Source organism: Micromonospora sp. CNZ295 (genome assembly GCF_004217535.1).
In genome coordinates, this window is the sequence record NZ_SHKZ01000001.1 from 81,528 (window position 1) to 99,327 (window position 17,800).

17 protein-coding genes are annotated in these 17,800 nt (G+C 73.2%); 8 read left to right on the forward strand and 9 right to left on the reverse strand.

The features are described 5' to 3' along the window. Positions 1 to 169: 169 nt before the first annotated feature. Together EV376_RS00330 and EV376_RS00335 are read right to left on the reverse strand one after the other, a co-directional pair. Complete coding sequence (locus EV376_RS00330; RefSeq protein ID WP_130320167.1) at positions 170 to 1,129, reverse strand: non-homologous end-joining DNA ligase LigD; 960 nt, start codon at positions 1,127 to 1,129, stop codon at positions 170 to 172. After that, positions 1,090 to 2,643 carry an MFS transporter gene (locus EV376_RS00335; RefSeq protein ID WP_130320168.1) on the reverse strand — a complete coding sequence of 518 codons (1,554 nt, stop codon included), beginning with the start codon at positions 2,641 to 2,643 and terminating at the stop codon, positions 1,090 to 1,092. Before EV376_RS00335 ends, EV376_RS00330 begins: the two co-directional genes overlap by 40 nt. A gap of 80 nt (positions 2,644 to 2,723) precedes the next feature. Between EV376_RS00335 and EV376_RS00340 the strand changes: the two genes are divergently transcribed. From EV376_RS00340 to EV376_RS00350, 3 genes are read left to right on the forward strand one after another with little or no spacing between them, the layout of a single operon-like run. After that, positions 2,724 to 3,164: a winged helix-turn-helix transcriptional regulator gene (locus tag EV376_RS00340; RefSeq protein WP_130320169.1), complete on the forward strand. Its 441-nt coding sequence runs from the start codon at positions 2,724 to 2,726 to the stop codon at positions 3,162 to 3,164. A gap of 58 nt (positions 3,165 to 3,222) precedes the next feature. Then, positions 3,223 to 3,771 (forward strand): TetR/AcrR family transcriptional regulator, encoded by a 549-nt coding sequence (locus tag EV376_RS00345; protein WP_130320170.1) that lies wholly within the window; start codon positions 3,223 to 3,225, stop codon positions 3,769 to 3,771. 40 nt (positions 3,772 to 3,811) lie between these two features. Continuing rightward, entirely contained in the window at positions 3,812 to 6,010 is a 2,199-nt protein-coding gene (locus tag EV376_RS00350; protein ID WP_130320171.1) for an MMPL family transporter, read from the forward strand. Between the two features lie 97 nt (positions 6,011 to 6,107). On the opposite strand, the gene EV376_RS00355 is transcribed toward EV376_RS00350, so the two are convergent. Beyond that, a complete protein-coding gene (locus EV376_RS00355; protein ID WP_130320172.1) occupies positions 6,108 to 7,361 on the reverse strand; it encodes an erythromycin esterase family protein in 1,254 nt (417 codons plus the stop codon). A gap of 69 nt (positions 7,362 to 7,430) precedes the next feature. Between EV376_RS00355 and EV376_RS00360 the strand changes: the two genes are divergently transcribed. Further along, complete coding sequence (locus tag EV376_RS00360; protein ID WP_130320173.1) at positions 7,431 to 7,622, forward strand: DUF2795 domain-containing protein; 192 nt, start codon at positions 7,431 to 7,433, stop codon at positions 7,620 to 7,622. A gap of 2 nt (positions 7,623 to 7,624) precedes the next feature. Here EV376_RS00360 and erm read toward each other — a convergent pair whose 3' ends face one another. Next, positions 7,625 to 8,419: an ErmE/ErmH/ErmO/ErmR family 23S rRNA (adenine(2058)-N(6))-methyltransferase gene (gene erm, locus EV376_RS00365; RefSeq protein WP_130320174.1), complete on the reverse strand. Its 795-nt coding sequence runs from the start codon at positions 8,417 to 8,419 to the stop codon at positions 7,625 to 7,627. Positions 8,420 to 8,835: 416 nt separating this feature from the next. Then, positions 8,836 to 9,741 carry a Gfo/Idh/MocA family protein gene (locus tag EV376_RS00370; protein ID WP_130328468.1) on the reverse strand — a complete coding sequence of 302 codons (906 nt, stop codon included), beginning with the start codon at positions 9,739 to 9,741 and terminating at the stop codon, positions 8,836 to 8,838. A 138-nt stretch (positions 9,742 to 9,879) separates the two neighbouring features. On the opposite strand from EV376_RS00370, the gene EV376_RS00375 reads away from it, so the two are divergent. Both EV376_RS00375 and EV376_RS00380 read left to right on the forward strand, forming a co-directional pair. Further along, positions 9,880 to 10,284 carry a hypothetical protein gene (locus EV376_RS00375; RefSeq protein ID WP_130320175.1) on the forward strand — a complete coding sequence of 135 codons (405 nt, stop codon included), beginning with the start codon at positions 9,880 to 9,882 and terminating at the stop codon, positions 10,282 to 10,284. Beyond that, positions 10,277 to 10,699, forward strand: a complete 423-nt coding sequence (locus EV376_RS00380; RefSeq protein ID WP_130320176.1) for a hypothetical protein — start codon at positions 10,277 to 10,279, stop codon at positions 10,697 to 10,699. Before EV376_RS00375 ends, EV376_RS00380 begins: the two co-directional genes overlap by 8 nt. Before the next feature lie 106 nt (positions 10,700 to 10,805). Here EV376_RS00380 and fabG read toward each other — a convergent pair whose 3' ends face one another. Together fabG and EV376_RS00390 are read right to left on the reverse strand one after the other, a co-directional pair. Then, a complete protein-coding gene (gene fabG / locus EV376_RS00385; protein ID WP_130320177.1) occupies positions 10,806 to 11,564 on the reverse strand; it encodes a 3-oxoacyl-ACP reductase FabG in 759 nt (252 codons plus the stop codon). A gap of 61 nt (positions 11,565 to 11,625) precedes the next feature. Then, positions 11,626 to 13,278 carry an alpha-amylase family protein gene (locus EV376_RS00390; RefSeq protein ID WP_130320178.1) on the reverse strand — a complete coding sequence of 551 codons (1,653 nt, stop codon included), beginning with the start codon at positions 13,276 to 13,278 and terminating at the stop codon, positions 11,626 to 11,628. Positions 13,279 to 13,336: 58 nt separating this feature from the next. Between EV376_RS00390 and EV376_RS00395 the strand changes: the two genes are divergently transcribed. After that, positions 13,337 to 13,921, forward strand: a complete 585-nt coding sequence (locus EV376_RS00395; protein WP_130320179.1) for a DUF1349 domain-containing protein — start codon at positions 13,337 to 13,339, stop codon at positions 13,919 to 13,921. A gap of 69 nt (positions 13,922 to 13,990) precedes the next feature. Continuing rightward, complete coding sequence (locus EV376_RS00400; protein WP_130320180.1) at positions 13,991 to 14,662, forward strand: DedA family protein; 672 nt, start codon at positions 13,991 to 13,993, stop codon at positions 14,660 to 14,662. A 42-nt stretch (positions 14,663 to 14,704) separates the two neighbouring features. Here EV376_RS00400 and EV376_RS00405 read toward each other — a convergent pair whose 3' ends face one another. Beyond that, a complete protein-coding gene (locus tag EV376_RS00405; RefSeq protein ID WP_130320181.1) occupies positions 14,705 to 16,108 on the reverse strand; it encodes a cellulose binding domain-containing protein in 1,404 nt (467 codons plus the stop codon). Between the two features lie 153 nt (positions 16,109 to 16,261). Next, positions 16,262 to 17,704: a carbohydrate-binding protein gene (locus tag EV376_RS00410; protein WP_130320182.1), complete on the reverse strand. Its 1,443-nt coding sequence runs from the start codon at positions 17,702 to 17,704 to the stop codon at positions 16,262 to 16,264. Positions 17,705 to 17,800: the final 96 nt, after the last annotated feature.

Sequence of the window (17,800 nt, forward strand, 5' to 3'; positions counted from 1 at the left end):
CGCGAAAGCGCCCGTCGCCAGCACCGGCGACGCTGCACCGCCGCTGCTCGAACTGGTCGGCAAGGACGACCCGCACGGGAGCAGGTCAGCAGGTCCGCTGAGCAAGCCGTCCCAGCCCCCGCCACGGTGGAGTGACGACGGTCGTCGAGACGTGTCGCGCGGGGCGGCGTCAGCCGCCGGCCCGGCGGGCACGGGCCCGGCGTTTCCCCTCGTGCATGGCCTGTACCCGGGCCACCGGAATGGTGTGGCCCTCGGCGACCAGGTCGGCCGGGAGCCGCTGCGGCGGGGGCATCGCTTCCGCCCACGGGTCGTGCGCGGCGACCAACGCGGGCGCGGTGCGGATCGTGAAGTCCCCCGGCGTGACCGACGACAGGTCGGCCCAGGTCACTGGGAAGGAGACCGGAATGCCCGGCCGCAGCCGCGGGCTGTACGCGGCCACCACGGTCGCCCCGCCGGCCCGGGTGGAGTCGATGAAGACCTTCCCGCCCCGGTCCTCCCGGATGAAGGCGGTCGTCGCGAGGGCCGGGTCGAGGCGGGCGGCACGTGCGGCGAGCGCCCGGGTGGCGGCGGCCATGTCCTCCGTCGTCGCGTCGCCCGCGACCGGCACGAACACGTGGACGCCCTTCGCCCCGCTGGTCTTGGCCGCACCGGACAGCCCGGCGTCGGTGAGGGCCCGGCGGACCAGCAGCGCGGCGGCGACCGCCACCTCGAACGGCGCGCCCTCCGGCGGGTCGAGGTCGAGCACGAGGTGGGTCGGGCGGTGCAGGTCGGCCACCGTGGCGAGGGTCGGGTGGTACTCCACCGCCCGCTGGTTGGCGAACCAGAGCAGGGTGCGCCGGTCGTCGCAGAGCGCGTACGAGATCTCGCGCTGCGAGGCCTCGGCCCAGACGCCGACGCGGCGGACCCAGTCCGGGGTGTACCTCGGGAGGTTCTTCTGCATGAACGGCGGCTGGCCGGGGCGTACCCGCACCACCGACAGCGGCCGCTCCCGCAGGTGCGGCAGGACGCGCGCGCTCACCGCGTCCAGATAGTCGACCAGGTCGCGCTTGGTCGCCCCGGCCCCGTCGAACAGCGGCTGGTCCAGGTTGGTCAGCGCGACCCCGTCCCGGGTCTCCTCGGCCCCGCCCATCCGATCACCCTGCCCGCCGTCCCGGTGGTGGTCAACCGGACACGGCGAAGGGGTCCCGCCCGGCCCGCACGGCGGCGAGCAGATCCGCCGTGCGTGCCTGGGAGGCCCGGTAGACGCCGACGCCCGACGGTGGCCACCGCGACCACCAGCGCGGCGGCGACCAGGGCGGCGGCCACGCCGAAGGCGGCCCGGTAACCGGCGGCGAGGGCCGCGGTCCCGGTCCAGCCGGCCTCCCGGAGCGCGCCGGTACGGCTCGCGGCCAGCGTGGCCAGTACGGCCAGCCCGAGCGCGCCGCCGACCTGCTGGGTCGTGTTGACCAGCCCGGAGGCCAGGCCGGCGTCGGCCGGTTGGGCGCCGGCCATCGCCAGGGTGGTGACGGCCGGCATGATCAGACCGCCCGCGATCCCGAACACCAGCACCGCCGGCAGCACGTCGACCAGGTAGTCGCCGGCGGCCGGCAGCCGGGCGAGGAGCAGGAAACCGACCACCGCGAGGCCGAGCCCGCCGAGCAGCACCGGCCGGGCGCCGTACCGGGCCGCGAGCCGGCCGGTAAAGCCCAGCGAGACCACCGCGATCGCCACCGGGGTGGGCAGGAAGGCCAGCCCGGCGGCGGTGGCGTCGAACCTCAGCACGAGCTGGAGCGCGAGCGCGAGCAGGAACTGGAACCCGAAGAACGCGGCGACCGCGAGGAACTGCACGACGTTGGCGGCGACCAGGTCGGGAGTGCGCAGCAGGCGCGGTGGCAGCAGCGGCGCCGCGGCCACCCGCTGCCGGCGGGCGAACGCGACGAGCAGCACGGCGGCGAGCACCGCGGCGCCGACCGTACGGGCCGATGTCCAGCCGTGTTCGCCGGTGCCGACGATGGCGAGCACGGCCGCCATCAACCCGGAGGTGCCGAGCACCGCGCCGGGGACGTCCAGGCCCGCGCCCAGACCGAGACCCCGGTCGGCGCTGAGCACCCGGCCGGCGACCAGCAGGACCAGCAGCCCGATCGGCAGGTTGACGAGGAAGATGGCCGGCCAGCCGGCGACCCCGGTGAGCACGCCGCCGGCCAGCATCCCGATCGACGCCCCGGCAGCCCCGGTGAAGCTGAACACGGCGATGGCCCGGGCCCGGGCGGCGGGCTCGGGGTGGAGCTGGACGATCATCCCGAGGCTGACCGCCGTCGCCGCCGCCCCGCCGGCACCCTGGAGGAAGCGGGCGACGACCAGCACGGCGGGCGTGGCCGCCACGGCGCACAGCAGCGACGCCGCGGTGAAGAGTGCGACGCCGGCCAGGAACACCCGCCGTCGGCCGAGCAGGTCACCGAGGCGGCCGGCGAGCAGGAGCAACCCGCCGAAGGCGATGAGGTACGCGTTGACCACCCAGGCCAGCCCGGCGGCGGAGAAGCCGAGGTCACGCTGGATGGCCGGGAGTGCGACGGCGACGACACTGCCGTCGAGAATGACCATGAGGCTGCCGGCGCAGAGCACGAGAAGCGCCAGCGGGCGGGACGGTCCGGTACGGGTCGGCATGGTGGAGCCTTCCTAAGTGCATGATTTGTTACCGACGCCATCATCTGTGACCATCAGGCGGAGCGTAAGGAGGCACTTTCATGTCCCAGGGGAACAGCGATGTGCCCGTGGCCGGCTGCGACGGGGCCGGCGGCCGCTTCGCACCGGGCCAGGCGAAGGCCTGCACCGTCCGCGAGGTGCTCGACCGGGTGGGCGGCAAGTGGAGCATCGGCATCCTGGTCGCCGCCTCCCGGGGCCCGGTGCGCTTCACCGAACTGGAGCGCTGCGTCGAGGGCATCAGCCGGCGGATGCTGACGCTGACCCTGCGCAACCTGGAACGGGACGGCCTGCTGCGGCGCACCGTCTACCCGACCGTGCCGCCGAAGGTCGAGTACACCGCCACCCCGATCGCCCTGGAGCTGTACGAGTCGCTGGTCGCCCTCACCGAGTGGGCCGAACGGCACCGGGCCGAGATCGCCGCCGCCCGGGCCGCGTACGACCGGGAGCACGGCCGTGTGGTGAACGCCACCGAACCGATCTGACCGATCGGTCAGCACCTGACCGATCGGTCAGGCATGCTGGTCGAGGAGGTGGGCCGGCATGGCACGGGTGGTACCCGAGACGCACGACGAGATCCTCGCCGCGGCGGGGCGACGGTTCGCGCTGACCGGCTACCGCGGCACGTCGCTGCAGGACATCGCCCGCGACGTCGGCTGCTCCAAGGCGGCGGTGCTCTACCACTTCGCCAACAAGGAGGCCATCCTCACCGAGCTGATGGCCCGGCCGATCGCTGTCCTCCGGGAGCTGGACGAGCGGATCGTCGCCGCGAGCGGTCCGGCCGAGGCGCAGCGCGTCGCGGCGGAGGGCTTCGTCGACCTGGCGGTCCGGTTCCGGCGGGAGATCGCGCTGCTGCGCGGCGAGTTCCCGGGACTGTTCCAGCAGCCCGCCTTCGCGCACATCCAGGAGATCTCCGAACGGCTCATCGACGCGTTCGCCGGGTACTCCGAGCGCCCGGCGGCCCGGATCGCCGCGCTGGTGGTGCTCGCCGGCATCGCCGAGACCTGCGGCGAATTCGTCGACGTGCCGGACGGGGAACTGCGTCCCGCGCTACTGGCGCTGGTACGCCGGGCACTCGAGCCCGTCGACTGACCTGACCCAACCACCCACGATCGAGGGGACACCGAATCCCATGGCGACCCTGCTCTACCGGATCGGCCGGGGCTCGATGCGCCGACGGCGCCTCGTCGCCGCGCTCTGGCTGGTCGTACTCGTCGGTCTCGGCCTGGCGGCCCTGACCCTGCGCGGCCCGACGGCGAGCGACTTCAGCATGCCCGGCACCGAGTCCCAGCGGGCGCAGGACCTGCTCGCCGAGCAGTTCCCGGCGGCCAGCGGCGCCACCGGCACGATCGCGGTCAAGGCGCCCGAGCCCGGGCTGCTCGGCACCCCGCAGGGCCAGGCGGTCGTCACCCAGGTCACCCAGGAGGCCGCGGCGCTGCCCGGCGTGGTCGGCGCCGTCGACCCGCTCACCGCCCAGGCCGTGACGCCGGACGGCCGGTACGGCCTGATCCAGGTCCAGTTCGCCGAGGGCGCGGACAAGGTCACCGACGAGCAGCGGGAGGCGTACGAGAAGGTCGGCGCCGCGGCCGAGGCGCAGGGCTGGCAGGTCGCCCCCGGCGGCGAGGTGCTGAACGCCGAGCCGGAGGTCGGCTCCACCGAGGCGATCGGTGTGGCGATCGCGGCGATCGTCCTGGTCGTCACGTTCGGCTCCCTGGTGGCGGCCGGGATGACCATGCTCAACGCCCTGATCGGGGTCGGCGTCGGCATGGCCGGCCTGTACGCGCTCAGCGACGTGATCGAGCTGAGCAGCGTGGCGCCGGTCCTCGCCCTGATGCTCGGTCTCGCGGTCGGCATCGACTACTCGCTGTTCATCACCTCCCGCTACCGGCAGAACCTGCTCGAAGGGCTGCCCCGGGACGAGGCGGTCGGCCGGGCGGTGGGCACCGCCGGCTCCGCCGTGCTCTTCGCCGGCGCCACCGTGGTCATCGCGCTGGCCGGCCTGGCGGTGGTGCGGATCCCGTTCCTGACCGTCATGGGTCTCGCCGCCGCCGCCACGGTCACCGTCGCCGTGCTGGTGGCCCTCACGCTCCAGCCCGCGCTGCTCGGTTTCGCCGGCCGTCGGGTGCTCCCGCGCAAGCTGCGCGGCACCTTCGAGGAGGGCACCGCCCCCGCCTCCGCGGACGACGCCCCGCCGGCCGAGGACCGCTCCGCCTTCGGGTTCCGCTGGGCCCGGCTGGTGACCCGCTTCCGGCTGCCCGTCATCCTGGCCGGCGTGGTCGGGCTCGGCGTCCTCGCGCTGCCCACCCCGGACATGCGGCTGGCTCTCCCGGACCCGGGGACCGCGCCGGTCGGGTCGCCGGCCCGGGTCTCCAACGACCTGATCAGCGAGGGCTTCGGGCCCGGCTTCACCGGCCGGTTGGCGGTCGTGGTCGCCGGGGACGGCCCGGAGGCCACCGCGGCGGCCGTACCGCAGGTCACCGCCCTGGTCCAGCGCACCGAGAACGTCCTCGCGGTGACGCCGCCGCAGCTGAGCCCGGACGGCCGGACGGCGCTGCTCGGCGTGGTCCCGAAGACCGGGCCGACCGACGCCGCCACCGAGACGCTGGTGGACGACATCCGCGCCGCGGTCGGCGGCATCCAGGGCGCGGACGTGCTGCTCACCGGCGTGACCGCGGTCGGCATCGACGTCTCCGAGAAGCTCTCCGACGCGTTGCCGGTCTACCTGCTGCTCGTGGTCGGGCTGTCGGTGCTGCTCCTGATGCTGGTGTTCCGGTCCCTGCTGGTGCCGGTGAAGGCGGCGCTGGGCTTCCTGCTCACCGTGGCGGCCACCTTCGGGCTCACCGTCGCGGTCTTCCAGCAGGGCCGGCTCGCCGACCTGGTCGGCCTGGACACTCCGGGCCCGCTGGTCAGCTTCCTGCCGATCCTGCTCATCGGCATCCTGTTCGGCCTGGCCATGGACTACGAGGTCTTCCTGGTCTCCCGGATGCGGGAGGACTTCGTCCACGGTGACACCGCGCAGCAGGCCACGATCAACGGGATGGGGCACGGGGCCCGCGTGGTCACCGCCGCCGCGCTCATCATGATCTCGGTCTTCGGCGGCTTCGTCTTCATGGACGACCCGGTCATCAAGTCGATGGGCTTCGCGCTCGCGGTCGGTGTCGCGATCGACGCGTTCGTGGTCCGGATGACCATCGTTCCGGCGGTCATGTCGCTGCTCGGCGGCAGGGCCTGGTGGCTGCCCCGCTGGCTGGACCGGGCGCTGCCCAACGTCGACGTGGAGGGCGAGGGCCTGCGCGCCCACCTGGCCGTGAAGGAACCCGCCCGCACCTGACCCCGTGGATCATGGAGTTGTGGTGCCCCGCAGAAGCCGCGAAAGCGTGCACGACGGGCACCACAACTCCATGATCGGCCGTCGGCGGCGGGGCGGATCAGACGCCCGCCGGGTAGGTCTCCATCTCGCCGGGCGCGGTCAACGCGGGCAGCGGGTGCAGGGCGGTCGTCTCGTCACACCAGATGAACGCGTCGTACCGCTCCCCCAGCCGGGTCGGCACGTAGTTGCCCCACGACTCGAACGACGGGTCGTAGACCACGCCGATCGCCCGGTGGTCCAGCGGCTCGGTGACCCAGCCCGGCTGGTCGCCGCCGAAGACCAGCACCGCCCGCTCGGGCATCAGCTCGTGCAGCCGCCCCTCGACCGCCGTGTCCCGGGCCGGCGGGACGATCATCACCTCGGCCGGCGAGCCCCACCGGGGCGCGGCGACCACCGTGCCCCGATAGCCGCCGAACCCGACCAGGACGACGTCCTCGCGGCCGTGCCGCTCGCGGGCCAGCTGACCGATGTTCACCAGGCCGTCGGCGGCCATGTCGGTCGCCCGCGCGTCGCCGACGTGGGTGTTGTGCGCCCACACCACCCCGCGCGCCCCCGGGCCGTAGCGCTCCAGCAGCCGGTCCAGCGTGTCCGCCATGTGGATGTCGCGGATGTTCCACGACTCGGGCCCGCCCCCGACCATCGCCCGGTAGTACCGCTCCGCGCCGGCCACCACCTCCGCGTTCTGCCAGGCGGAGAAGGCGTCCGCGCCGTCCGTCGCGGCGTGTTCCCGGGTACGCGCGAGCAGCCGCACCACCTCGTCCTCGCAGCGCGCCGAGACGAACCGGCTGGCTGCGCCGTACTCCTCGACCCGCTTGCCGTACGGCTCGAAGCACCGGTACGCGTCCTGCGCGGCCTCCAGCGACGCCGGGTCCTCCTCCCCCAGGTAGTCGAAGATCGCCTGCATCGACTCCCACAGGCTGTAGACGTCCAGTCCGTGGAACCCGGCGCGCTGCGCCTCGGGCCGCTCCACGTTCCACGCCCGCAACCACCGGCAGAAGCGGTTCACCTCGGCGTTCGCCCACATCCAGGTGGGCCAGCGCTCGAACCGTTCGAGGGCGGTCTGCGGTTCCGCGGCCCCGCCCGGGGCGGCGGTGACCGAGCGGTTCACCCGGTCGCAGTCCGGCCAGTCGCCTTCCACCGCCACGAACGTGAAGCCGCACTCGGCGATCAGCCGCCGGGTCAGCTGCTCCCGCAGCCGGTAGTAGTCGTAGCTGCCGTGCGTCGCCTCCCCGATCATCACGATCCGGGCGTCCCGGACGCGCTCCAGCAACGGGTCGAAGTCGCTCGGCGCGCCGAGCCGCTGAACCAGCATGACGCGCGGCTACCCGGCGGGCCGGTGGGCAAACCGGTGTGCCGGCGCGCGGAGCGGGTAGCCGGCGGCATGACCGTCACCGGGGTGCAGTTGCAGGAGTACCTGGCCGGGCTGGACTACCCGGCCTCCCGCGAGGACCTGGTCCGGTGGGGCCAGGAGAACGGGGTGAGCACGGAGATGCTCCAGATGTTGAAGGCCCTCCCGGCGGAGAGCTTCGACAACCCGGCCGAGCTGGCCGACGCCCTGAACGCGCTCGCCTGAGGTCACGTCCGCAGCAGCCGGAAGAGGGTCAGCCACTGCTCGGGCCACACGTACCCGACCGGCGTGGCCGGGTCGAGCCGGGTCGCGCGCAGGGCCGCCGCCACGCGCGCCCGCGGATGGCGCCGGCCCAGCGACGCCGCGAGGGAGCCGCCGGCGCCGTCGAAGCCCAGCTCCACCATCCGGCGGTACGCGGGCAGCGCCGCCGCCGGTAGCAGCGGCTCCGCCCGGCGCTCGACGCGCAGGATGCCGGCGTCGACCCGGGGCACCGGCCGGAACGCGCCGCGCGGCACCCGCCCGGCGAGCCGCCAGCTGAACTCCGGCCAGGTCAGCACGGTCAGCCGCGTCCACCGCCCGTAGTCGCCGCTGCGCCGGCGGGCGTACTCGAGTTGGGTCAGCAGGGTCGCCGCCCGCAGGGCCGGCGCGGACAGGCACCAGCGCACCACGGCGGAGGTCAGTGACCAGGGGATGTTGCCGACCACCTCGAACGGCGTCCGGGGCGGCTCGGCGGCCAGGAAGTCGGCCCGCCGCCAGGTCACCGCGGGCAGGTCCGCGCAGACCCGGGCCAGCTCGGTCGCGGCGACCGGGTCCACCTCGTACGCGACGAGGCGGCGGCAGCGGGCGGCGAGCGGGCGGGTCAGTTGGCCGCGCCCGGCGCCGACCTCCAGCAGGAGGCCGTGCGGATCGGGGCGGGCCGCCCGGACCAGCCGGTCGACGGCGGCCGGGTCGGCGAGGAAGTTCTGGGAGAGTATGCGACGGGACCGGTCACGTTCGGTTGCTCGGGTACGGCGGGGCGCCACGGGTCGTCGTCCTGTCTGTCGCCGTGCGGCGACGCGATGGACAGGCGGCCGGAAGTTCGGGCCTGTCCGAGTGGATCGGGACTCGGACGGCCCTGGGCGCGGGCGCGCGGTGCGCGGGTGGGTCAGTCGCGGGGCGCGCCGGCCAGGGCCGGACGCCGGACGCGCGGGCGGGCCACCAGCAGGGGCCCGAAGGCGGCCGGCGAAGCGGCCCCCTCGATCAGAGCGTGCGCAGACATGCCCGGCACCCTAACGCCCGCGAACTCCCCCGCTCCACCGATTTCGGCTGGGCCCACACAATCTTGATCAAGAGGTTCTGGTCAGGGAATCCGTGGCTTTCCGACGAAAACCTCTTGATCAACGCGGGCGTGGGTGGGGGTGGGGTGGGGTGGGGTGGGGGTGGGGTGGGGTGGGGTGGGTCAGGTGGGGAGGTCGACGGTGCGGGACTCGGTCCGGGCGGTCTCGGCCGCCGCGAGGACGGCCACCACCTCGCGGCCGAAGCGGACGTCGAGGCGGTGGTCCCGGGTGCCCGACTCGATCTCCTCCAGCAACTGGTCGAGCGCCGTCCCGTAGGCGTCCGCGACGGTGCCCTTGCCGAGCGGTGCGGTCTCGATGCCGCTGTCGCCGTAGAAGACGACGTCGCGGGTGACCGCCTCGCCGGGCGCGTCCAGGGTGAGCGAGACGCTGCTGGTCGCGCCGCCGTCGTGACTCAGGAGCAGGTGCACGAGGCCACGCGGACCGGTCATCGCGGCGACCCGGGTCACCCGGCCGAGCACCGGCAGGATGATCGACAGGGCGTGCGGGCCGACGTCCCAGAGCGCGCCGTGCTCCCGCCGCCAGGCGGACCCCGCGTACGGGTTGCCGGGCTGGTAGATCGAGGCGAAGAAGGTGGCGTTGCAGTGCTGCCAGCCGCCGTCGGCGGCGGTGGCGGCGAGGAACGTCGTGAGGTTCGGGTGGTACCGCTGGGTGAAGAAGACGACCGACGCGGCCCCGGAGGCCTGTGCCGCCGCCACCACCCGGTCGGCGTCGGCGAGCGTCAGCGCGAGCGGCTTGTCGAGCAACAGGTGCCGCCCGGCGGTGGCGGCCCGGGTCGCGATCTCGGCCTGCACGTCCGGCGGGAGGGCGATCGCCACGGCGTCGCACGCCTCGATGAGCGCGTCGACATCGTCGAACGCCGGAACTCCGTACCGCTGGGCGAGAGCGGCGGCCTTGGCCGGGTCCCGTCCCCAGACGCCGGCGAGGGTGGTGCGGGGATGGGCGGCCAGCCCCGCGCCGTGCGTCTCGCCCGCCCAGTGCCCGGTGCCGAACAACCCGAACCGCACCACGAGAACCCCCAAGCCGTCGTCGCCGCGGCACGCCCGCGGTCCCCCGGTCACGCTAGCCGGCCGTTCCACCGGCCGCGCGCGACATCCCGGGCGAGACCGCCGACACGGGTGTACTACAGGGATTAGTAGAGTGTCCCGGTGACCGAAGTGACCAGCGCGGCCGCGGCCGACTCCCCGGTGGACGGGCTCCTCGCGACCGTCCCGATCGTGCTGTCGCTCCTCGTCGCGGTGTGGGCCCTGGTGGCGACGCTGCGGCACCGCGCGCCGGACCGGGTGCAGTACGCCGGGCTCGCCGTGCTGGAGGTGGCCCTGCTGGTGCTCGCCGCGGTCGCCCTGGTCGCCCTGGCTGGCGGGGAGCGGCCGGGCGAGCCGGGTGCCTTCTTCGGCTACCTGGCCACCGTGGTCAGCCTGCCGCCGCTGGCCTGGGTGCTGGCCCGCATGGAGCCCACCCGGTGGGGGTCGGCCATCGTGTGCGCGGTCTGCCTGGTCACCCCGGTGGTGGTGGTCCGGCTGCAGCAGACCTGGGAGGTGCTCGGTGGCTGACGTGCGAGCGCCCGAGCGGAAGCGGACCAACGCCGGCCCGGGTCGCCTGCTGATCGCGGTGTACCTGCTGTTCGCGATCGCGGCGACCAGCCGGGCCGGGCTCCAGATCGCCACGAAGTTCGACCGGGCGCCGATGGCGTACCTGCTCTCGGCGCTGGCCGCCGCCATCTACATCGTGGCGGCGGTCGGCCTGGCCCGGGCCGGGCACGCCGGCCGGCGGGTCGCGCTGGCCTGCTGCACCGTCGAGTTGGTGGGCGTGGTCGGGGTCGGCGCGTTCAGCCTGGCCCGACCGGACCTCTTCCCCGACGAGACGGTCTGGTCGGAGTTCGGCAGCGGTTACGGCTATATCCCGCTGGTGCTGCCGGTGCTCGGCCTGTTCTGGCTCTGGCGCACCCGCACCGACCCCGCGCGCTGACACCCCTGCCACCCGCGCCGCGTTCCGGCCCTCGCGCACGGCCCGCGAAGCGCGGAAACGGCCACTCTTTCCGGGGAAGAGTGGCCATTTCCGGGGCCCGGCGCGGTCAGTCCTTCGGGCCACCCGCCACGTAGATGACCTGGCCGGAGACGAATGAGGCGCCCTCGCTGGCCAGGAACGAGATGGTGTGTGCGACGTCCTCGGGGCGGCCGACCCGGCGGACCGGGATCTCCGACTCGGCGTGCTTCTGCAGCGCCTCGAAGTCGATCTTCATCCGGGCGGCGGTCGCGGCCGTCATGTCCGTGACGATGAAGCCCGGGGCGACCGCGTTGACGGTGACCCCGAACGGGCCCAGCTCGATGGCGAGGGTCTTGGTGAAGCCCTGCAGCCCGGCCTTGGCGGCCGAGTAGTTCGCCTGGCCCCGGTTACCGAGCGCGGAGGTGCTGGACAGGTTGACGATCCGGCCCCACTTCCGCTCGACCATGTGCTTCTGGGCCGCCTGGCTGAACAGGAACGCGCCGCGCAGGTGCACCCCCAGGACCGTGTCCCAGTCGGCGTCGGTCATCTTGAACAGCAGGTTGTCGCGGAGGACGCCGGCGTTGTTGACCAGCACGGTCGGCGCGCCCAGCTCGGCGGCGACCCGCTCGACGGCCGCCTCCACCTGGGCCCGGTCGGCGACGTCGGCGCCCACGCCGAGTGCCCGGCCGCCGGCGGCGGCGATCGCGTCGACGGTCTCCTTGGTCGCGGCCTCCTCGATGTCCACCACGGCCACGGCCAGCCCGTCGGCGGCCAGACGCTTCGCGGTGGCCGCCCCGATGCCCCGCGCCGCACCGGTCACGATGGCGACCCGCTGCTCCTCCGACATGCCTACCTCCCGGTAACTTCGCTCGATCGAAGGAGCTTAACCCAGGGGTACGGCGGCACCTCTAGTACGTGCGGCCCCGGCACAGGCGGATCCAGCGGTAGCCGTGGCCGGCCAGCCGGAGCCGGTCCAGCTTGCCCACCGGCTCGTAGTTCCGGTCGGCCAGCACGTCGATCGGCTGGTCGGCCTCCGGCCCGAGATGGCTCAGGTCCACCTCGGCGTCCTCGGTACCGAGGTTGTGCAGGAAGACCATGGTGCCGGTCGGTCCGTCGGCCCGGTGCGCCAGCACCCCGGGCGGCGTGGCGACGTCGATGTGGGTGGTCGAGCCGGAGCCGACCTCGGGTGACTCACGCAGCGTACGGATCATGCGCTCGAACCAGGCCAGCAGCGACCCGGAGTCGCGCCGCTGCGCGGTGACGTTGACCCGGTCGTACCCGTACTCACCCTTGTCTATCACCGGCCGGACCAGCTTCTCCGGGTCCGCGGTGGAGAAGCCGGCGTTCGGGCCGTACGACCACTGCATCGGGGTACGGATCGCATGCCGGCCGGGCAGCGACAGGTCCTCGCCCATGCCGATCTCCTCGCCGTAGCGCAGCACCGGCGTGCCGCGCAGCGAGAACTGGAGCGAGTACGCCAGCTCGATGCGGCGCCGGTCGTTGCCGAGCATCGGGGCGAGCCGGCGGCGGATGCCCCGGTCGTAGATCCGCATGTGCTCCTCGGGGCCGAACTGCGCGTACACCTCGTTGCGCTGTTCGGCGGTGAGCCGGGACAGGTCGATCTCGTCGTGGTTGCGCAGGAAGGTGGCCCACTGCCCGCCGGTCGGCAGCACCGGGGTGTCGCGCAGCGCCTCGATCACCGGCTCCGGGTCCCGCCGCGCCAGGGCGAGCATCAGCCTGCCGTTCAGCATGAAGTCGAAGAGCATGTGCAGCCGGTTGCCCGACCCGCCGCTGTCGCCGAAGAACTGCGGCAGCTGGTCCGGCTCCACATTGGCCTCGGCGAGCAGGACCCCGTCCCCCCGCCGCCACTGGACGTGCTGCCGCAGCTCGGTGAGGAACTCGAAGTCCTTGGGCGAGTTCGGGTTGCCCGGCTCGGTCTCCTCGATGATGAACGGCACCGCGTCCATCCGGAAGCCGGCGACGCCGAGCTGGAGCCAGAACGACATGATCTTCTTGATCTCGGCCCGCACCTCGGGGTTACGCATGTTGAGGTCCGGCTGGAACTTGTAGAAGCGGTGGTAGTACCAGGCCTTCGCGGTGCGGTCGTACGTCCACGTCTCGTGCTGCTCGCCGGGGAACACCATGCCCTGGTAGCGGTCGTCCGGCTCGTGCTCGGACCAGACGTACCAGTCGCGGTACGGCGAGTCCGGAGCGGACCGGGCGGAGACGAACCAGGGGTGTTCGTCCGACGTGTGGTTCACGACCAGGTCGATGATCACCCGGATGCCCCGGTTGCGGGCCTGGTGCAGCAGTTCCGCGAAGTCGCCGAGCGTCCCGAAGCGCGGGTCCACATTGTAGAAGTCGGTCGCGTCGTACCCGTCGTCCCGGTTGGGCGACGGGTGGATCGGGTGCAGCCAGAGGCAGGTCACGCCCAGCCGGGCCAGGTAGTCGAGCCGGCCGAGCAGACCCTGGATGTCCCCGACGCCGTCGCCGTCGGAGTCCACGAACGTGTCGATGTCGAGGCAGTAGACGACGGCCTCGGAGTACCAGCGGTCCCGCATGCCCCGGATATGTCTCCGGTGTCGCCGCGCGCCAAACGCGAACGGTACGGTGCGTCGCATGAGCGAGCGAGTGGCCTGGTCCGCCGGCACCTGGCTGCACCCACCCGTCCACGTCGAGGAGGGGTCCGGCGGCGAGCTGATGGTGGAGCCCGCCGAGGGCAGCGACCTGTGGCGGCACACGTCGTACGGCTTCGTGCACGACGACGCCCCGGCCCTGCTCGCGCCCTTCCCCGCCGGCAGCGCCGTCGAGGTCACCTTCCGGCTGGACTACGCCGGGCAGTTCGACCAGGCGGGCGTGCTGGTCCGGGTGGACGAGCGCACCTGGGTCAAGGCCGGTGTCGAGGTCAGCGACGGCCACCCGCAGGTCGGCGCGGTGGTGACCCGCGAGGTCTCCGACTGGTCGGTCGCGCCGGTGCCGGAGTGGGCCGGCCGGGACGTGACGGTCCGGGCCAGCCGGGCCGGGGACGCGCTGACCGTCCGGGCCCGCGCCGGGGACGACCCGTGGCGGCTGGTCCGGCTCGCCCCGCTTCCGCCGGACGCGGTGGCGGCGGCCGGGCCGTACTGCTGTTCCCCCACCCGCGGCGGCCTGCGGGTCCGGTTCACCGGTTGGCGACGCGGGCCGGCCGACAGCACGCTGCACTGAGGTCACGTGTAACCGGTGCCCTGCGGGGTACCTCACTTCGATCCCCCGTCCGGCAGCGGAAGGATCGCGATGGCACTTGCGCAGAACGTCGACCCGCAGCAGTTCGGGGGATTCACCGGGTGGGTGGCCGGCGTCATCGACTCGCTCGGCGCGGCCGGGGTGGCGCTGCTGGTCGCGCTGGAGAGCATCATCCCGCCCATTCCCAGCGAGATCGTCCTCGCGATGGCGGGCTACCTCGCCGGCGAGGGCCGGTTCAACGTCGTCCTGATCGTCGTCGCGGCGACGGTCGGCTCGCTGGCGGGCGCCCTGGCGCTCTACTGGGTCGGCGCGGTCCTCGGCGAGGACCGGTTGAAACGGTGGCTGGACCGGCTCCCCCTGGTGGACCTCGACGATCTGGAGCGGGCGGACCGCTGGTTCGAGCGGCACGGCCGGTGGGCGGTGCTCTTCGGCCGCCTGGTGCCGGTGGTCCGCAGCCTGGTCTCCGTCCCCGCCGGCGCGAACCGGATGCCGCTGGTCGAGTTCATCGCCTTCACCACGCTGGGCAGCGGCGTCTGGAACGCGCTGATCGTCGGGCTCGGGTACACGCTCGGCGCGCGCTGGGAGGACGTCGACCGGTACAGCGACTGGTTCAACTACGCGATCTACGCCGTCTTCGCGATCCTGATCGTGGGCTGGGTGGCGAAGAAGGTCCGCCGGCGGCGCGCCCGCCGCGACCGGGAGTCGGTGGGCGCCGGCCGCTGACCGGGCCGCGCACCAAGGGGTACGCGGCCCGGCGCCGTCCGGTCAGGGCAGCGTGTCCAGGTGCGGGCCGACGGTACGGGCGAAGTTGTTGCCGTTGGTCACGTCCCAGTTGACCGACCAGGTCATCGCGCCACGCAGGCCCGGGTAGGTGCGCGGCGGCCGGAAGCTGCCGCAGTTGGCGCCCCGGGTCAGGCAGTCCAGCGCGGCGTTGACCACGCTGGGCGCGACGATCCCGCCGCCAGCGGCCCCGGGACCGGCGGGCAGGCCGAGCCCGACCTGGTCCGGCCGCAGCCCCGCCTCCAACTGGATGCAGGCGAGCGCGACGATGAAGTTCACCGTGCCCTGGCTGTACGCGGCGTTGTTGTCGCAGCCGAGCATCGAGCCGGAGTTGTAGAACTGGGTGTTCACCACGGTGAGGATGTCCTTGATGTCCAGCGCCAGCTTGAAGTAGCTGCCGGCGGGGTTCTGCATGTCGATGGTCTGCGGCGCCATCGCGATGATCAGCCGGGAGCCGACCTTGGCCCGCAGCGACCGCAGGGCCTGCCCCATGTATGTCGGGTTGAGGCCGTTCTCCAGGTCGATGTCGACGCCGTCGAAGCCGTACCGCTGGATGAGCGCGTACACCGAGTCGCTGAAGGCCACCGCGGAGGCCGCGCTGTTGACGGCGACCCGGCCGGTCTCGCCGCCGACCGAGATGATGACCTTCTTGCCGCGGCCCTGCAGGGTGCGGACGTCGGCGGCGAAGTCGGCGTCGGTGTAGCCGCCCAGCGCGGCGGAGAGCCCGGGGTCGACGGCGAAGGTCACCGCGCCGGGGGTCGCCGTCGCCTCGGCGAAGGCGACCGCCACCACGTCGTACTCGGCGGGCACGTCCCGCAGGCGAAGCTCGACCGCCGGGTTGTCGAAGTTGTGCCAGTACCCGGTGAGGATGTGCTTCGGCAGGCCGGTCACCGGAGGCGGGGTGGTGGGCGGTGCGGTGGTCGGGGGCGCGGTGGTGGGCGGTGCGGTCGTCGGCGGGGCGGTCGTCGGCGGCGCCGTGGTGGGTGGCGTCCCGCCGCCGCAGGACGCGCCGTTGAGCTGGCAGTTGGCCGGCGAGCCGGGCCCGCTGCCGATGAACCCGAAGGAGACCGAGGCACCCGGCGCGATGGTGCCGTTCCACGACCGGTTGGTGAACGTGTACCGCTGGCCGGACGAGGTGAGCAGCGCGTCCCAGTAGGTGCCGACCGAGGTGCCGGCCGGCAGCTCGAACGTCAGGGTCCAGCCGTTGATCGTGCTGGCACCCCCGTTGCTGATCGTGTACTTCCCCTCCCACCCGCTGCCCCAGTCGGAGGTCTTGACGAAGGTCGCGGTCGGGCCGGCCGCGTACGCCGGCATCGCCACCCAGGCCGCGCCGAGGGCGGCGGTCAACACGGTGATCAGGGACAGGACTAGGGATCTGGAACGCTTCATGCGACCCTCCACACCCGGACAGGCATCCACGGACGTCTACGTTGGCGCTTATTATTAAGACTGTTAACTGTTGCTGTCCAGTGGTGGGGTGGGCGTTGAGAAGGGCCCCTTCGCCAACGCGAGGCGCGTCGACAAGGGGCCCTCCCCTACACCTCAGCGACGGAAGGTGAACCAGTTGACGTTGACGAAGTCGTTCGGCTGGCCGCTGCTGAAGGTCAGGTAGACCGTCCGGCGGCCGGTGGGGCCGGCGACGTTGCCGGGCACCGAACGCCAGCTCTGCCAGCCACCGGTGTTGCCGATGGCGAAGCTGCCGATCGGCGGGCTGGTCGGGCTGTCCAGCCGCACCTCGACCAGACCGCTCACGCCGCTGCCCGCACCGGAGGCGACCCGGGCGACGAAGTCGCGCGGCGGGGTGGTGCCGAACTCGACGTTGTCGTAGCGCGCCCAGTCGCCGTCGCGCAGCCAACCGATGTTCTGCCCGCCCTCGGAGCACGCCTCGGTGTTCACGCCGTTCTGGGCGTTGAACGACTCGGCCTGGATCGTCGCGTACGCGTCGCGCACCCCGCCGGGCGGCGGCGTCGTCGGAGGCGGGGTGGTCGGCGCGGGCGGGGTGGTGGGTGGCGTGGTGCCACCGCCCCGGCTGTAGACGGCCACGTAGTCGACGAGCATGGGCCGGCCCGGCACGGTGGCGGCGGTCGGGGTCGCGCTTCCGGCGACGCCGTTCGGGAACGCCCCGCCCATCGCCACGTTGAGCAGCAGGAAGTAACCGGCGTGGTTGGTCATCTGCGACCAGTACGGCTCGCCGACCCGGGTCTGGCTCACCGTGTGGTAGAGCTGCCCGTCGACGTACCAGCGCAGCTGCTGCGGGCTGGTCGACGCGTCCCACTCGAAGCGGTAGGTGTGGAACGCCGACTGGCAGGTGGAGCCCGGGCAGGCGCGGGACGCGCCGATCCCGTTGAACTCGTCGCACGGGCCACCCGGTGCGACACCGCAGTGCAGCACGCCCCAGACCGAGTTGAGCCCGTTGACGTTCTCCATCACGTCGAACTCGCCGATGCCCGGCCAGTTCTGGTAGTTGCCCCGGTACGGCGATCCGAGCGCCCAGAACGCCGGCCAGTACCCGGCCGCCTGGGCGCCGGTCACGTTCGGCATCTGGATCCGGCCCTCGATGGCCAGCACCCCGCCGGAGGGCGCCTTGAAGTTGCTGCGCACGGTCTCGATCCGGGCCGAGGTCCACTGCCCGGCGCCGTCGCGCAGCGGGGTGATCCGCAGGTTGCCGGCACCGTCGTGGCTGACGTTGGCGGTGCTGGCGGTGTACGTCTGGATCTCGCCGGTGCCCCAGTTGGGCGGACCGCCCGGGTAGCTCGTGCCGGTGTCGATGATCCAGTTGGCCGAGGACGGCAGGGTGCCGGCCGCGCCGGTGAAGTCGTCGCTCCAGACCAGGCTCCAGCCGGCGGGCGGTGCCGGGACGGCGGCGTTCGCGGTGACGGTCAGGCCGGTCAGTGCGGTGGTGGCGACGGCGGTGAGCAGCGCCAGCGCCAGTCTTGTGCGGCGTCGTGCGGGCAGGGCGGCGGGCGCCCCGGGTGGCGTGTGCATGGTTGTGCCTCTCTGCGGGGACGGGTCGAGAGAGCGCTCTCTCAGGAGTTGTACGTGCCGTTCACCCAGTTGTCAACGTCGATCTGTAACGCCGGC

Bases quoted from the DNA above. Each gene is read 5' to 3' on its own strand.
- EV376_RS00390 (WP_130320178.1), bottom strand. From the start codon at position 13,278: ATGCGGGACCGCTGGTACTCCGAGGCCGTCGTCTACTGCCTCGACATC.
- EV376_RS00410 (WP_130320182.1), bottom strand. From the start codon at position 17,704: ATGCACACGCCACCCGGGGCGCCCGCCGCCCTGCCCGCACGACGCCGC.
- EV376_RS00340 (WP_130320169.1), top strand. From the start codon at position 2,724: ATGTCCCAGGGGAACAGCGATGTGCCCGTGGCCGGCTGCGACGGGGCC.
- EV376_RS00405 (WP_130320181.1), bottom strand. From the start codon at position 16,108: ATGAAGCGTTCCAGATCCCTAGTCCTGTCCCTGATCACCGTGTTGACC.
- EV376_RS00345 (WP_130320170.1), top strand. From the start codon at position 3,223: ATGGCACGGGTGGTACCCGAGACGCACGACGAGATCCTCGCCGCGGCG.
- EV376_RS00360 (WP_130320173.1), top strand. From the start codon at position 7,431: ATGACCGTCACCGGGGTGCAGTTGCAGGAGTACCTGGCCGGGCTGGAC.
- EV376_RS00350 (WP_130320171.1), top strand. From the start codon at position 3,812: ATGGCGACCCTGCTCTACCGGATCGGCCGGGGCTCGATGCGCCGACGG.
- EV376_RS00355 (WP_130320172.1), bottom strand. From the start codon at position 7,361: ATGCTGGTTCAGCGGCTCGGCGCGCCGAGCGACTTCGACCCGTTGCTG.
- EV376_RS00330 (WP_130320167.1), bottom strand. From the start codon at position 1,129: ATGGGCGGGGCCGAGGAGACCCGGGACGGGGTCGCGCTGACCAACCTG.
- EV376_RS00395 (WP_130320179.1), top strand. From the start codon at position 13,337: ATGAGCGAGCGAGTGGCCTGGTCCGCCGGCACCTGGCTGCACCCACCC.
- fabG (WP_130320177.1), bottom strand. From the start codon at position 11,564: ATGTCGGAGGAGCAGCGGGTCGCCATCGTGACCGGTGCGGCGCGGGGC.
- EV376_RS00335 (WP_130320168.1), bottom strand. From the start codon at position 2,643: ATGCCGACCCGTACCGGACCGTCCCGCCCGCTGGCGCTTCTCGTGCTC.
- EV376_RS00400 (WP_130320180.1), top strand. From the start codon at position 13,991: ATGGCACTTGCGCAGAACGTCGACCCGCAGCAGTTCGGGGGATTCACC.